The following is a 14,443-nucleotide window of genomic DNA, read 5'->3' as shown; positions in this document are numbered from 1 at the left end:
GGCAGGTCACGAAAAAGCCCGGATCGGTGATCCGGGCTTTTGCATGGGCTGGTCGCGCCTTAGCTGACGAAGCGCATCTTGTAGCTCTTGGCCTTGATCTTGCCCGCCGACAGCCGCGCCATCGCCTGCTCGGCGATGCCGCGATCCAGCGCGACGAAGGTGCAGAACTCGAACACCATGATCTTGCCGACCTGGTTGCCGGCCACGCCGCCTTCGCCGGTCAGCGCGCCGAGGATGTCGCCCGGGCGCAGCTTGTCGCGCTTGCCGCCACCGATTTCCAGCGTCAGCATCGGTGGCAGCAGCGGGCCGCCGGGGGCCGGCTTCAGTTCGCTGACTTCGCCCCAGATCAGCGGCGACTTCTGGTATTCCTCTACCGCCGAGGCACGGCGCGCATCGCTGGGGCTGACCAGGGTCAGCGCGAGGCCGTGCTTGTCGCCGCGGCCGGTACGGCCGATGCGGTGGATGTGGATTTCCGGATCGTGCGCCACGTCGACGTTGATCACCAGATCCAGATCCTTGATGTCCAGGCCGCGGGCGGCGACGTCGGTGGCCACCAGCACTGTGGTGCTCTTGTTGGCAAAGCGCGCCAGGATCTGGTCGCGGTCACGCTGTTCCAGCTCGCCGTACAGCGCCAGCGCGGAGAAGCCTGCCTGTTCCAGCTCGGCCACCAGCTCCTTGCAGCGCTGCTTGGTGTTGCAGAACGCCAGCGCCGAGGTTGGCCGCACGCTCTGCAGCGCGCGCGCCACCACGTCCAGGCGCTGGTCCGGGTCGATCTCGTAAAACCACTGCTCGATCTTGCTGTCGTCGTGCAGCGATTCCACCTTCACCTGCAGCGGGTTCTTCATGAACTGCTCGGCCAGCTTGCGGATATTGTCCGGGTAGGTGGCGGAGAACATCATGGTCTGGCGCTGGCGCGGGCAGGCGCGCACGATGCCGACGATTTCCTCGATGAAGCCCATGTCCACCATGCGGTCGGCCTCGTCCAGCACCAGCGTCTGCACGCCGCTGAGGTTCAGCGATTCGCGGAACAGGTGGTCCTGCAGGCGGCCCGGGGTGCCAACCACGATATGGGCGCCGTGCTCCAGCGACGCGCGTTGCGGCGCCATCGGCGTGCCGCCGCACAGGGTGATGACCTTGATATTGTCGATGGCGCGCGCCAGGCGGCGGATTTCCTGCGCCACCTGGTCGGCCAGCTCGCGCGTCGGGCACAGTACCAGTGCCTGCACGCCGAACCAGCGCGGATTCAGGCTGTTGATCAGGCCCAGTGCGAACGCCGCCGTCTTGCCGCTGCCGGTCTTGGCTTGCGCGATCACGTCACGGCCATCGAGGATGGCGGGCAGGCTTTCGGCCTGGATCGGCGTCATGCTGTGGTAGCCGAGGCTGTCCAGATTGGAGAGCAGGTTTTGCGGCAGGGGGAGCGAGGAGAATTTGGCTTTGTTCACAATGACTTGGCGTTGATTAATCAGCAAGGGGCGGAGTGTAGCAGCAAGGGCGGCTGCGGCCAACCTTTCGGCGGCAGCGGATGGTAAACAGGTGTCCTGCTGCACGCGGCGCCGAATGCGAACCACCCCGCCGCAGCGGGGTGGTTCACGACGGGTACAAGGTTGGCCGCAAGCGTCAGTTCAGGCGCAGCGGCACGTACAGCGTACTGTCCTGGCGGCGTACCAGCAGCGCGATATTGCCCTTGGCGCTTTGCAGCGCGCGCTCGAAGCTGCGGATATTGCTGATCTCCGTCTGGTTCAGGCCGATGATCACGTCGCCGTTCTGTAGCCCGGCTTGCGCCGACACGCCCTGCGCCTGCTGGATCACCAGCCCGCCGCGCACGCCCAGCGCCTCCTTGTCGTCCGCGCTCAGCTCGGACAGGGTCAGCCCCAGCTGGTCGAAACGGTAGCTCTGCGGCAGCGCCGGGCTGTTGTTGCCCTGTGGTGTGGCCAGCTGTTCGCCCGGCAGCTCGATCAGGGTGGCGTCGATATTGCGTTCGCTGCCCTTGCGCCACACGCCCAGCTTGATGGTGGCGCCCGGCGGCTGGTCGCCGACCATGCGCGGCAGGTCGCGCGAGTTTTCCACCAGCTGGCCGTTCAGGCGCAGGATGATGTCGCCGACCAGCAGGCCGGCCTTGCTGGCCGGGCCTTGCGGCTCGACGCGCACCACCAGTGCACCGCGCGGCCGGTCGAGGCCGAAGGACTGTGCCAGCTCTTTCGAGACTTCCTGGATGTGCACGCCCAGCTGGCCGCGGCTGACCTTGCCGCTGGTCTTCAGCTGGTCGGCCACCTTCATCGCGAGGTCGATCGGGATCGCGAACGAGATGCCCATGAAGCCGCCGGAGCGGCTGTAGATTTGCGAGTTGATGCCGACCACTTCGCCCTTCAGGTTGAACAGCGGGCCGCCGGAGTTGCCGGGGTTGATCGCCACGTCGGTCTGGATGAAGGGTACGTAGCTCTCGTCCGGCAGGCTGCGGCCCTTGGCCGACACGATGCCGGCGGTGACGGTGTTCTCGAAGCCGAACGGTGCGCCGATGGCGGCGACCCATTCGCCGACTTTCAGCGCGTCCGGGGTGCCGATCTTGACGGTGGGCAGGTTGGCCGCGTCGATCTTCAGCACCGCCACGTCGGTGCGCTTGTCGAGGCCGATCAGGCGCGCGCGCATTTCACGCTTGTCAGTGAGCATCACCTTGATCTGGTTGCTGCCGCTGACCACGTGAGCATTGGTGAGGATGTAGCCGTCCTGGCTGAATACGAAGCCGGAGCCGAAGGACACGCTGTCCTGCGCCGGTGCCGGATCCTGCTGCGCGTTCGGCGGCATGAAGCGGCGGAAAAATTCGTACAGCGGATCGTCTTCCGGTACCGGAATCGGCAGTTCGCTCTGGCGCGGAGTGCTGTCGGCACGGCTGGCCTGGATGTTGACCACGGACGGGCCTTCACGCTCCACCAGCAGGGTGAAGTCGGGCAACAGCATGGCGACCTGGCCGTTTTGCGCCGGAATGGCGACGGTGGAAACCGGCTTTTCGTCTTTGAACAGGCCTTCGATTTTGCCGCAGCCACCCAGGGCAGCGGCGATGCCGGCCACAATGACCAGCCTCTGGTACGGGTTCACCTGGCTTTTCCTTTTAATGGTGTACTTTGCAGATGAGGTTTTGCGGCAAAACTTCAACTGGGTGAAAACTATCATAACGGTTTTGCCGGATATTCGCAGAGGTCCGCGATGATGCAGCGATCGCACTCCGGCTTGCGCGCCTTGCACACGTAGCGGCCGTGCAGAATCAGCCAGTGGTGGGCGTCGAGCCGGTACTCGGCCGGGATCAGCCGCACCAGCTTGTCCTCCACCTCGCGCACGTCCTTGCCGGGGGCAAGGCGGGTGCGGTTGGCCACGCGGAAGATGTGAGTGTCCACCGCGATGGTCGGCTGGCCGAAGGCGGTGTTGAGCACCACGTTGGCGGTCTTGCGGCCAACCCCGGGCAGCGCCTCCAGCGCCTCGCGCTGCTGCGGCACCTCGCCACCGTGCTGTTCCAGCAGGATGCGGCAGGTGGCGATGGTGTTCTTCGCCTTGGTGCGGTACAGGCCGATGGTCTTGATGTACTCCTCCAGCCCTTCCACGCCCAGTGCCAGCATCTTGTCCGGTGTCGGCGCCACCGGAAACAGCAGCCGGGTGGCCTTGTTGACGCCGACGTCGGTGGCCTGCGCCGACAGCAGCACGGCAATCAGGAGCTGGAACGGCGTGTCGTACTCCAGCTCGGTGGTGGGGTGCGGGTTCTGCGCCTGCAGGCGGGCAAAGATCTCGGCGCGGATGGCTTTGTTCATTCGGTACTCGCTACGCGTGAAGTCGTGGGTGCGGGTTGGCTGGCGTTCCGGGTGGCGCGCTGACGGGCGCGTTCGTCCAGCCAGTTCTTGGCGGCAATCAGCAGCGCAAGGCCGATGAAGCCGCCAGGCGGCAGCATCGCCAGCAGGAACTGGTAGTGGGCCTCGGCCGGCACCAGATGCAGCACCAGTGCGTGGCCGGCCTCGCCCAGCAGCAGGTGCGCGCCATCGAACAGCGTGCCCTTGCCCAGTATTTCGCGCAGGCCGCCCAGCAGCAGCAGCACCAGCGTCAGCCCCAGTCCCATCATCAGGCCGTCCAGTGCCGCCGCGCGCACGCTGTTGCGCGAGGCAAACGCCTCGGCCCGCGCCAGCACGATGCAGTTGGTGGTGATCAGCGGAATGAAAATGCCGAGCACCAGGTACAGGCCGTGCAGCCAGGCATTCATCGCCAGATCGACGCAGGTCACCAGCGTGGCGATGATGATGATGAACACCGGGTTGCGGATGTCGTTGGGAATCCACTGCCGCGCGGCGGCCACCGCGCTGCCGGAGAGGGTGGTCACCAGCGTGGTGGCCAGCCCCAGCGCCAGCGCGTTGACGGCGGTGTTGCTGATGGCCAGCACCGGGCACAGCCCCAGCAGCTGCACGAGGCCGGGGTTCTGTTTCCACAGCGCGTTGTGGCAGATGTCGCGCCAGCGGCTGGCGCTTGCGGGTGTGGTCATGGCGTATTCCGGGGGAGCAAGATGGCGCGGTAGCGATGGAAGGTGGCCACGGTGCGGCCAACCGCGGCGGTGACGGCGCGGGCGGAAATGGTGGCGCCGCTGACGTAGTCGAATTCGCCGCCGTCCTTGCGCACGCGCCACGACGGCAGGTTGGCCGCACCCTTGCCGCCGAACTGGCGCGCCCATTCGCTGCGCGCGATGTCGATGTAATCGCCAAGGCCGGGCGTTTCCTGGTGCTTGACCACCCGTACCGCGTACACGCTGCCATCCGGCAACAGGCCGATCAGCAGGCGGATGCGGCCGCTGTAGCCGTCCGGCGCCACGTTCTCAAACACCAGGCCGCTGACGCGGCCCTGGTGGCGTGCGGTGTAATACGCCAGAGCCTCGCGGCTGCCAAAGGCCTGCTGGATGGCCGGTGGCAGCGGCTGGCGGCTGGCGGGCAACACGTTGTCGAAGCTGGCCGCGGGCAGCGTTTGCGCCAGCAGCGCACTCTGCGCGGCGAGTTCGTTGGCGGCGACGGTGCGGTGTGTGGCCAGCCAGGTGCCGCCCAGCAGCAGCGTGGCGGTGGTGGCGAAGCCGGCCAGGATCAGCGCGCTGCGTTGCGCCTGTTGCCATGGGCGGCGCATCAGGAACGCCCCTTGCGATGACCGAACACGGCGGGTCGCGTGTACTGGTCCAACAGCGGCGCCGTCATGTTCATCAGCAGCACGGCGAAGGCGATGCCGTCCGGGAAGTTGCCGAACACGCGGATGACGTAGGTCAGCAGCCCGACGCTGAAGCCGAAGATCAGCCGCCCCCTGGGGGTGGTGGAGCCGGATACCGGATCGGTAACGATGAAGGCCGCCGCCAGCAGGGTGCCGCCCTGCAGCAGGTGCAGCAGCGGCGACGCGTACTGTGCCGGCTGCCACAGCCACAGCGGCAGCGCCAGTGTCAGCAACCCGGCCAGCATCGCCAGCGGCGTCTGCCACGGGATCAGCTTCTGCTGCCACAGCCACAGGCCGCCGGCCAGCCAGCCCAGCGCGACCAGCCCCTGCGCCGCCGACGATGGCAGCAAGCCGGCCAGCGCCTGGCCCTGGCGCAACCCGGTCTTGATCACGTCCAGCGGCGTGGCGCTGCTGATCGCGTCCGGCACGGCGCCTGGCGCCAGCGTGTGCAGGAAGATCCATTGCCACTGCGCGGCGGTGTCCAGCGGCAGCTGCGGGCTGCCCCATTGCGCCATCTGCGCCGGGAACGACACCACCATCAATGCGAAGCCTGCCATCGCCGGGTTGAACGGATTGTTGCCGAGGCCGCCGTACAGCTGCTTGGCGACGATGATGGCGAACAGGGTGGCGACCACGATCATCCACCAGCTGCCCAGCGCCGGCAGCGACAGCGCCAGCAACCACGCGGTGACGATGGCGGACAGGTCCTTCAGCGCCGGCAGCACCGCCACGCCGCGCAGGCGCAGCATGGCGGCCTCCGCCGCCAGCGCGGTGAGGCTGGCCAGCAGCAGCTGCAGCAGGATGCCGATGCCGTTGCAGTAGACGGACAAGGCGATGCCGGGCAGCAGCGCGGCGAGGACTTTCAGCATCACCGTGGACACGGTGGCCGGTTTGGCGATATGGGTCGAGTGGATAGCGGTCATGAGTCGGGTTGTTGGTTGGCCCTGGCTTGATCGGCGGCGGCCTTGCGTGCGGCGGCACGGGCCATCGCGGCGGCGATGGCTGCCTGCTTGGCGTCATCGAGCCCGCTGCTCTGCAGTGGCGGGGAAGATGGCTGGCCATTGGCGGCCTTGGCTTCGTCGTCGGCGCTCTTGCGTGCGGCGGCACGGGCCATCGCGGCGGCAATCGCCGCCTGCTTGGCGTCATTCAGACCGCTGCTGTGCTGCTCCGGTAGTGGTGCCGCTTCGCGCTGCGCGGCGGCGCGTGCCATGGCGGCGGCGATGGCGGCCTGTTTTGGGTCGACGCCGGGCACGACATCGGGCGCAAGGTTGGCCGCAGCGCTGTGACTGGCAGCCTGGCGTGCGGCGGCCTGGGCCGCCTTGTCGGCGAGGCGTTGCGCCTTTTCTGCCTTGTCGCGCTGCAGGCGGAACTGGCGGAACTCGTGGCGCTGCCGCGCGAGGTTGGCCGCGTTCTTGTCGCGCTCGGCGGCCCAGATCTCGCTCTTGGCGAAACGGTAGTAGTCGACTAGCGGGATCTGGCTGGGGCAGACGTAGCTGCAGGCGCCGCACTCGATGCAGTCGAACAGCTGCCACTGTTGCGCCTTGTCGAAGTTCTTCGCCTTGGCGAACCAGAACAGGTCCATCGGCTGCAGCGACACCGGGCAGGCGCTGGCGCAGTCGCCGCAGCGGATGCAGGGCTGCGCCGGCGGCCGTGGCGGGAACAGCGCCGGCGACTTGACGAGCAGACAGTTGCCGGCCTTGGTCAGCCCGGCGGCAAGGTCGGGCAGGGTGAAGCCCATCAGCGGCCCGCCCATCACCACCTCGTGGCTGTCGCGGTGCGGCCGCGCCAGCGCCAGCAGGCTGGCCAGCGGGGTGCCGATCAGCGCCTCGACGTTGGCCGCAGCGTCCACCGCGCCGGTGAGGGTGACGATGCGGCTGATCAGCGGCTCGCCGTGCAGCACCGCGCGGCCGATGGCGTAGACGGTGGCGACGTTGAAGCACTGCACGCCGTGTTCGGTGGCGCGCACGCCGTGCGGGATGGCCTTGCCGGTCAGAAGGCGGATCAGCTGCTTGGCACCGCCGCTGGGGTATTTGGTCGGCACTGCCACCACGCCGAAGCCGTGCACGGCGGCGGCGGCCTGCATCGCGGCGATGGCCTGCGGCTTGTTGTCCTCGATGCCGATCAGCACCTCGCGCGCCTGCAGCGCATGGCGGGTGACGGCGATGCCGTCGCAGATGGCGTCGGCGCGCTCGCGCATCAGGCGGTCGTCGCAGCTGATGTAGGGCTCGCACTCGGCGCCGTTGATAACCAGCGTTTCCAGCGGGCTGACGCCGAGCTTCAGGTGGCTGGGGAACACCGCGCCGCCGAGACCGACGATGCCCATCTGCGCCAGGAAGTCGCGGATTTCGGCACCGCTGCGCTGCGGCCAGTCGTGCAGCGGCTGGCGATCAATCCAGCGCTCCTCGCCGTCGCTGTCGAGGGTGATGGCCAGCTCCGGCAGGCCGGACGGGTGAGCAAACGGCTGTGGCGCGATGGCGCTGATCACGCCGGAAGTCGGCGCGTGCACCGCGGCCGACAGGCAGCCGTCGGCGCTGGCGATCAGCTGGCCCTTGGCGACGCGGTCGCCGACGGCGACGCAGGGGCGCGCGGCATTGCCCATGCTCTGGCGCAGCGCGACGTGCAGCTGCGGCGGCAGCGGTGCCTGGCGGATCGGCGCGGCGCTGGATTGAGCCTTGTTTTCCGGCGGGTGGATGCCGCCGGGAAAATCGAACAGCGGCATCATCGCGTAACCCCGCTGCCGACGTTCCTGATCGGGATGGTGGGGTAGCGCCACTTCCAGTTGGTCAGCTCGCTGCCCGGCGGAATCATGCGGATGCAGTCGACCGGACAGGGTGCCAGGCACAGCTCGCAGCCGGTGCATTCGCTGGCAATCACGGTGTGCATCTGCTTGGCGGCGCCGAGGATGGCGTCCACCGGACAGGCCTGGATGCACAGGGTACAGCCGATGCAGGTGGCCTCGTCGATCAGCGCCACCGCCTTCGCTTTCGGCTGCGGCGCGCCCTCGCCGAACGGCTTGAATTCGACGCCGAGCAGCTCGGCCAGCTTGCGGATGCCGTCCTCGCCGCCGGGCGGGCACTTGTTGATGTCGTCGTTGCCGGCGGCCAGCGCCTCGGCGTAGGGGCGACAGCCGGGATGGCTGCACTGGCCGCATTGCGTCTGCGGCAGGATGGCGTCGATCTTGTCCACCAGCGGGTCGGCCTTGACGCGGAAACGCACCGAGGCGTAGCCGAGAATGGCGCCCAGCAGCAGTGCCAGCAGCAGCATCAGCGCCACCGCGATCAGCAGTTCGCTCATTGCACCAGCCCCCCGAAACCCATGAAGGCGAGGCTCATCAGCCCAGCGGTCACCAGCGCGATCGCGGTGCCGCGAAACGGCAACGGCACGTCGGCGCCTTCCAGCCGTTCGCGCATGGCGCCGAACAGGATCAGGATCAGCGAGAAGCCGAGCGCGGAGCCGAGGCCGAACACCAGTGCCTCGGCAAAGCTGTGCTGCGCCTGCACGTTGAGCAGCGGCACGCCCAGAACCGCGCAGTTGGTGGTGATCAGCGGCAGGTAGATGCCCAGCGACTGGTACAGCACCGGGCTGGTCTTGTGGATCACCATCTCGGTGAACTGCACGATGGCGGCGATCACCACGATGAAGGACAGGGTGCGCAGGTATTCAAGATCGAGCGCGACCAGCAGCAGGTTGATCAGGTGGCTGCTGCCGGAGGCCAGCGTCAGCACGAAAGCGGTGGCGGCACCCATGCCGATGGCGGCTTCCAGCTTTCTGGACACCCCCATGAACGGGCACAGCCCGAGCATGCGCACCAGCACCACGTTGTTGACGAGCACGGTGCTGACCAGCAGCAAAAAGTAGTGTTGCAAATCCATTCCGGGACCCGGTAAGCGTTATCCGCGGATTATCCGTGTTCGCCGGTGCCGCTTCAACCTTGATCTGGGTAAAGCGGCTGGCAGTTTCGCCACGGTGGAGCAGATCTTGCTTGTCCGCGCCGGCACGACTGTGTCATTGTGTACTTGTATACAGTTGCCAAAGTGACCGCCCGTAAGCCGGGCGGCCGTTTTTCGCCGCTGCTGCGCGACCCTGCCGCCAGCGGCGTAACGGTGAAATACCGGAATAAAAAAAACGATAAGGAAGCTAAGGATGAAGCGTGCGATCAGCATCGGCACCCGTCTGGTCTGGGCCCAGGTCGCCCTGATGTCACTGTTGGTGGCCGCCCTGATGGTGCCGGCCTATCTGTTCTCGCAAAAGCTGCTGGTCGAGCGCACCCAGGCGGTGCAGCAGCAGCTGATCCACCAGTCGGCCAATATGGCGGCCGGCTTCGACGACGCACTGAAAATCTCCGCGCAGCAGTTCGAGCGCATGTTCGTCGCCAGTTTCGGCGGCGCCTTTGCCGTGGTGCCGGAAGAAAAGGTCGATACCGGCGGCCAGCTGCTGCCGGCGCTGAAAGTGGGCGGGGTGCTGCTCAACAATAATCACGATCTCGCCGGCGAGTTCGCGGTGCGCAGCGGCAACCCGGCTTCGGTGCTGGTCAAGGACGGAGATGACTTCTACCGGGTGTCGACTTCGCTGCTGACCGCCGACGGTCGCCGCGCGGTCGGCAGCAAGCTGGAGCGCAACAGTCCGGTGTACGAGCGTCTGAGCCGCGGCATGCCGTTCCAGGGCAAGGTGGTGATGTTCGACAAGGAGTACGTGGTCAGCTACAGCCCGCTGAAGAACGAGCAGGATCAGGTGATCGGCGCCACCTCGGTGGCGCTCAGCGCCAGCGAGGGTGTCGGCGGCCTGCTGGCGCGCCTGTCCAAGGTCAAGCTGGGCGAGTCCGGCCATATCGTCATCATCGGCGCCGACAAGAACAGCAGCGAATTCGGCCGCTTCGTGCTGCACCCGAAACTGACCGGCCGCACCATTGACAAGGACGTCGATGCCGGCGGCCAACCTTACCTTGCCGCGATGCTGAACCAGGCCAGCGGCAGCCGCACCGTGCGCAAGCTGGACGACAACGGCAAGCCGGCCGAACACATGCTGACCTGGCAGCGCTTTGACGCCTGGGGCTGGGTGATCGTCAGCGACGAGCTGACCGCCGAGCTGCAACGCGACAACAACGTCCTGCTGCAGGGCCTGATCGGCGGCTGCCTGCTGCTGCTGGTGCTGCTGTCATTGTCGCTGTGGCTGCTCACCGGCCGGCTGGTGGCCCGTCCGGTGCGGCTGCTGGTCAAGGCCGTCGGCGAGGTGCGCGACAGCAGCGACCTGACCCGCCGTCTCGACATCCCGCGCCGCGACGAAATCGGCGAGGTGGCCGGCGCACTCAACAACCTGCTGGAGAGCTTCCGCCAGTCGCTGAACCGCACCCGCGCCCACGCCGAAGAACTGGAAGCCGCCGCGCACGAACTGGCCGGCAAGGCAGAAACCGCTGCCGTGGCCGCCGGCGAACAGCGCGACAGCGCCGGCGTGATGGACAATCACGCCCGCCAGCTGAATGACGGCGTGCACCGCATCGAACACGTCGCCGGCGAGGCCAGCCGCGCCGCGCGCGCCTCCAGCGACGCCGCGAGCCAGGGCAGTCAGAGTCTGGTGGCGGCGGTGGACGAGGTCAACCGCATCGCCAACACCCTCGGTGCCGCCGAAGGCAGCCTGCACAGCCTGGAAGGCAGCGCCAGCCAGATCACCAGCATCATCGCGGTGATCCGCGACATCGCCGACCAGACCAACTTGCTGGCGCTGAATGCCGCGATCGAGGCGGCGCGCGCCGGCGAATCCGGCCGCGGTTTTGCCGTGGTCGCCGACGAGGTGCGCAAGCTGGCGGAGCGCACCAGCCAGTCGACGCAGGAAATCGGCGGCATGATCGGCGCCATGCAGCAGGCGACGCTGGCGGCGGTGGACGCAATGCGCCAGTCGGTGACGCTGGCGGCCAACGGCGCGGCGATCACCGGCGAGGCCCGCCACGCGATCGACAGCATTCTGGACGCTTCGCGCGAGACGATGGCGGTGGTGTCGCGCATCCATGAGCAGCTCGGCGAGCAGCGGCAGAGCGTGGAGGAGATCGCGGCGCAGGTGGCGACAGTGGCGTCGCAGGCGCAGGTCGGCAGCGAGGCGGCGCAGCGTTCGTCCGAGACGGCGCAGCACATGACCGGCCTTGCCGATGCGCTGCGCGACGAGGTCAGCGTGTTCCGTACCTGATACCGGATCGCTTGCGGCCAACGTTGGCCGCAACGCGCCAGGCCAGTGTTCTGCCGTGAGGTGGACACGGGCCTGCTGCTTTTGCCGGCTGCCGCCGTCATTTGGGCTATGGTGGTACAAGCTGGCCCGTATTGCGGTGGCGTGATCGCGGCGCCGCTTGATCCCGGACAAAAACGCTGCGGGTGCCGCTTGAAAAGCCATGCGTGATGCCCAAGTTTGTCATCATCAAACTGCAAGCAAGGAGCCTGTGATGCGTTTCGACAAACTCACCACCAAATTCCAGCAGGCGCTGGGCGATTCCCAGAGCCTGGCACTGGCGAGCGACAATGCCTATATCGAGCCGCAGCACCTGCTGCTGGCGATGCTGGACGACGCCGACAGCGGCATCGTCAGCCTGCTGGCGCGAGCCGGCGTCAATGTCAGCGCGCTGAAAGGCAGCCTGCGCGATGCGGTGGCTCGCCTGCCCAAGGTGTCCGGCACCGGTGGCGAGGTCACCGTGTCGCGCGACCTGACCAATCTGCTGAACCTCGCCGACAAGGCGGCGATGAAGCGCGGCGACCAGTTCATCGCCAGCGAGCTGTTCCTGCTGGTGCTGGCCGAGGACAAGGGCGAGACCGGCCGTCTGCTGAAACAGCACGGCGGCAACAGCGCGGCCATCCACGCGGCGGTGGAGGCGGTGCGCGGCGGCGACGCGGTCAACAGTGCCGATGCCGAAGAGCAGCGCGAGGCGCTGAAAAAGTACACGCTGGACCTGACCGAGCGCGCGCGGCAGGGCAAGCTGGACCCGGTGATCGGCCGTGACGACGAGATTCGCCGTGCCATCCAGGTGCTGCAGCGCCGTACCAAGAACAACCCGGTGCTGATCGGCGAGCCGGGCGTGGGCAAGACCGCCATCGTCGAGGGTCTCGCGCAGCGCATCGTCAACGGCGAGGTGCCGGAGAGCCTGAAGCACAAGAAACTGCTGGTGCTGGACATGGCCGGCCTGATCGCCGGTGCCAAGTTCCGCGGCGAGTTCGAGGAGCGCCTGAAGGCGGTGCTGAACGACATCGCCAAGGACGAGGGCAGCATCATCCTGTTCATCGACGAGATCCACACCATGGTCGGTGCCGGCAAGGCCGAGGGCGCGATGGACGCCGGCAACATGCTGAAGCCGGCGCTGGCGCGCGGCGAGCTGCACTGCCTGGGTGCCACCACGCTCGATGAATACCGGAAATATATCGAGAAGGACGCCGCGCTGGAGCGTCGCTTCCAGAAGGTGCTGGTGGACGAGCCGACGGTGGAGGACACCATCGCCATCCTGCGCGGCCTGCAGGAAAAGTATGAAATCCACCACGGCGTGGACATCACCGACCCGGCCATCGTCGCCGCCGCCGAGCTGAGCCACCGCTACATTACCGACCGCTTCCTGCCGGACAAGGCCATCGACCTGATCGACGAGGCCGCGTCCAAGATCAAGATGGAGCTGGACTCCAAGCCGGAGGAGATGGACAAGCTCGACCGCCGTCTGATCCAGCTGAAGATCGAGCGCGAGGCAGTGAAGCGCGAGACCGACGAGGCGTCGAAAAAACGCCTGCAGCTGATCGAGGAAGAAATCGGCGAGCTGTCGCGCGAGTACGCCGACCTGGAAGAAATCTGGAAGGCCGAGAAAGCCAGCCAGCAGGGCAGCCAGTCGATCAAGGAAGAGATCGAGCGCCTGAAGGTGGAAATGGACGAACTCAAGCGCAAGGGCGACTGGCAGAAACTGGCCGAACTGCAGTATGGCAAGCTGCCGCAACTGGAGGGCCGGCTGAAGGACGCCGAGGCCGCCGCCAGCGGCGATAACAAGCCGAACCGCCTGCTGCGCACCCAGGTCGGCGCCGAGGAAATCGCCGAGGTGATCTCGCGCATGACCGGCATTCCGGTGTCCAAGATGCTGACCGGTGAGCGCGAGAAGCTGCTGCACATGGAAGAGGTGCTGCACCAGCGCGTGGTGGGCCAGGACGAGGCGGTGACCGTGGTGGCCGACGCCATCCGCCGTTCGCGCTCCGGCCTTGCCGACCCGAACCGCCCGTACGGTTCCTTCCTGTTCCTCGGCCCCACCGGTGTCGGCAAGACCGAGCTGTGCAAGGCGCTGGCCGGCTTCCTGTTCGACAGCGAGGAGCACCTGATCCGCGTCGACATGTCCGAGTACATGGAGAAGCACTCCGTTGCCCGCCTGATCGGTGCGCCGCCGGGCTACGTCGGTTACGAGGAGGGCGGCATGCTCACCGAACAGGTGCGCCGCAAGCCTTACAGCGTGATCCTGCTCGACGAAGTGGAAAAGGCGCACCCGGACGTGTTCAACGTGCTGCTGCAGGTGCTGGATGACGGCCGCCTGACCGACGGCCAGGGCCGTACCGTGGACTTCAAGAACACGGTGATCGTAATGACGTCCAATATGGGCAGCCAGCACATCCAGGCCATGGCCAGCGACGACTACCAGGTGGTGAAACTGGCAGTACTGGCCGAGGTGAAATCGCACTTCCGTCCGGAGTTCGTCAACCGTATCGACGAGCTGGTGGTGTTCCATGCACTGGCGGAAGCGCAGATCAAGTCCATCGCTCGAATCCAGCTGAAACGGCTGGAGCAGCGTCTGGCCAAGCTGGAGCTGAACCTGCAGGTGAGCGAGGACGCGCTGAGCCTGATCGCAGACGCCGGTTTCGACCCGGTATACGGTGCGCGGCCGCTGAAACGGGCGATCCAGAGCGAGATCGAAAACCCGCTGGCGAAGGCGATCCTGGCCGGGCACTACCTGCCGAAAGCGACGGTGCTGGTGGATGTGCGCGGTGGGCAGCTGGTGTTCGACTGAGAGCCTGCTCACGATCTGCTGCGCTTCGGCGATACGGCGTTAAAAACGACTTCGGAATGCTCATTGACCCCATGTCAATTCCGCTTCCTCAGCCGTTTTCGCCTTGTCTCGCCCTAGCTCGCGAGATCGTGAATACGCTCTAAGCCGACGGCCTGATACATCGTTGAAAAAGGTTGGCCGCAAGCCTGTCTGGCTTGCGGCCAACCTTTTTTGCGTAGT

11 protein-coding genes are annotated in these 14,443 nt (G+C 66.8%); 2 read left to right on the top strand and 9 right to left on the bottom strand.

Translation table 11 applies throughout. The annotated features are described in order from the left end of the window. Positions 1 to 59 precede the first annotated feature (59 nt). The 9 genes from dbpA to rsxA form a co-directional block, all read right to left on the bottom strand. Positions 60 to 1,442 (bottom strand): ATP-dependent RNA helicase DbpA, encoded by a 1,383-nt coding sequence (dbpA, locus tag PQU96_RS11405; protein ID WP_272772467.1) that lies wholly within the window; start codon positions 1,440 to 1,442, stop codon positions 60 to 62. A 175-nt stretch (positions 1,443 to 1,617) separates the two neighbouring features. Beyond that, positions 1,618 to 3,093, bottom strand: a complete 1,476-nt coding sequence (locus PQU96_RS11400; protein ID WP_272772466.1) for a DegQ family serine endoprotease — start codon at positions 3,091 to 3,093, stop codon at positions 1,618 to 1,620. Between the two features lie 71 nt (positions 3,094 to 3,164). Continuing rightward, positions 3,165 to 3,797, bottom strand: coding sequence for an endonuclease III (nth, locus tag PQU96_RS11395; RefSeq protein ID WP_272772464.1), 633 nt, complete (start codon positions 3,795 to 3,797; stop codon positions 3,165 to 3,167). Continuing rightward, positions 3,794 to 4,516 (bottom strand): electron transport complex subunit E, encoded by a 723-nt coding sequence (locus tag PQU96_RS11390; protein ID WP_272772462.1) that lies wholly within the window; start codon positions 4,514 to 4,516, stop codon positions 3,794 to 3,796. The genes nth and PQU96_RS11390 overlap by 4 nt, the downstream gene beginning before the upstream one ends. Further along, on the bottom strand, positions 4,513 to 5,142 hold the full coding sequence (locus PQU96_RS11385) for an RnfABCDGE type electron transport complex subunit G (protein ID WP_272772460.1): 630 nt from the start codon (positions 5,140 to 5,142) through the stop codon (positions 4,513 to 4,515). The genes PQU96_RS11390 and PQU96_RS11385 overlap by 4 nt, the downstream gene beginning before the upstream one ends. Continuing rightward, on the bottom strand, positions 5,142 to 6,143 hold the full coding sequence (locus tag PQU96_RS11380; RefSeq protein ID WP_272772458.1) for an RnfABCDGE type electron transport complex subunit D: 1,002 nt from the start codon (positions 6,141 to 6,143) through the stop codon (positions 5,142 to 5,144). The genes PQU96_RS11385 and PQU96_RS11380 overlap by 1 nt, the downstream gene beginning before the upstream one ends. Then, on the bottom strand, positions 6,140 to 7,942 hold the full coding sequence (rsxC, locus tag PQU96_RS11375; protein WP_272772457.1) for an electron transport complex subunit RsxC: 1,803 nt from the start codon (positions 7,940 to 7,942) through the stop codon (positions 6,140 to 6,142). The genes PQU96_RS11380 and rsxC overlap by 4 nt, the downstream gene beginning before the upstream one ends. Next, positions 7,939 to 8,514 (bottom strand): electron transport complex subunit RsxB, encoded by a 576-nt coding sequence (gene rsxB, locus PQU96_RS11370; RefSeq protein WP_272772456.1) that lies wholly within the window; start codon positions 8,512 to 8,514, stop codon positions 7,939 to 7,941. Before rsxB ends, rsxC begins: the two co-directional genes overlap by 4 nt. Then, positions 8,511 to 9,092 (bottom strand): electron transport complex subunit RsxA, encoded by a 582-nt coding sequence (gene rsxA, locus PQU96_RS11365; protein ID WP_229799544.1) that lies wholly within the window; start codon positions 9,090 to 9,092, stop codon positions 8,511 to 8,513. Before rsxA ends, rsxB begins: the two co-directional genes overlap by 4 nt. A gap of 271 nt (positions 9,093 to 9,363) precedes the next feature. On the opposite strand from rsxA, the gene PQU96_RS11360 reads away from it, so the two are divergent. Both PQU96_RS11360 and clpB read left to right on the top strand, forming a co-directional pair. Then, the gene (locus PQU96_RS11360; RefSeq protein ID WP_272772454.1) at positions 9,364 to 11,397 is read left to right on the top strand and encodes a methyl-accepting chemotaxis protein; all 2,034 of its coding nucleotides are present in this window, start codon (positions 9,364 to 9,366) and stop codon (positions 11,395 to 11,397) included. A 250-nt stretch (positions 11,398 to 11,647) separates the two neighbouring features. Beyond that, positions 11,648 to 14,224 (top strand): ATP-dependent chaperone ClpB, encoded by a 2,577-nt coding sequence (clpB, locus tag PQU96_RS11355; protein WP_272772453.1) that lies wholly within the window; start codon positions 11,648 to 11,650, stop codon positions 14,222 to 14,224. Positions 14,225 to 14,443: the final 219 nt, after the last annotated feature.

Origin of the sequence: Vogesella margarita, from assembly GCF_028548475.1 — a bacterium.
In the GTDB taxonomy this organism is placed as follows: domain Bacteria; phylum Pseudomonadota; class Gammaproteobacteria; order Burkholderiales; family Chromobacteriaceae; genus Vogesella; species Vogesella margarita.
This window is presented reverse-complemented; position numbering and strand designations above follow the sequence as displayed.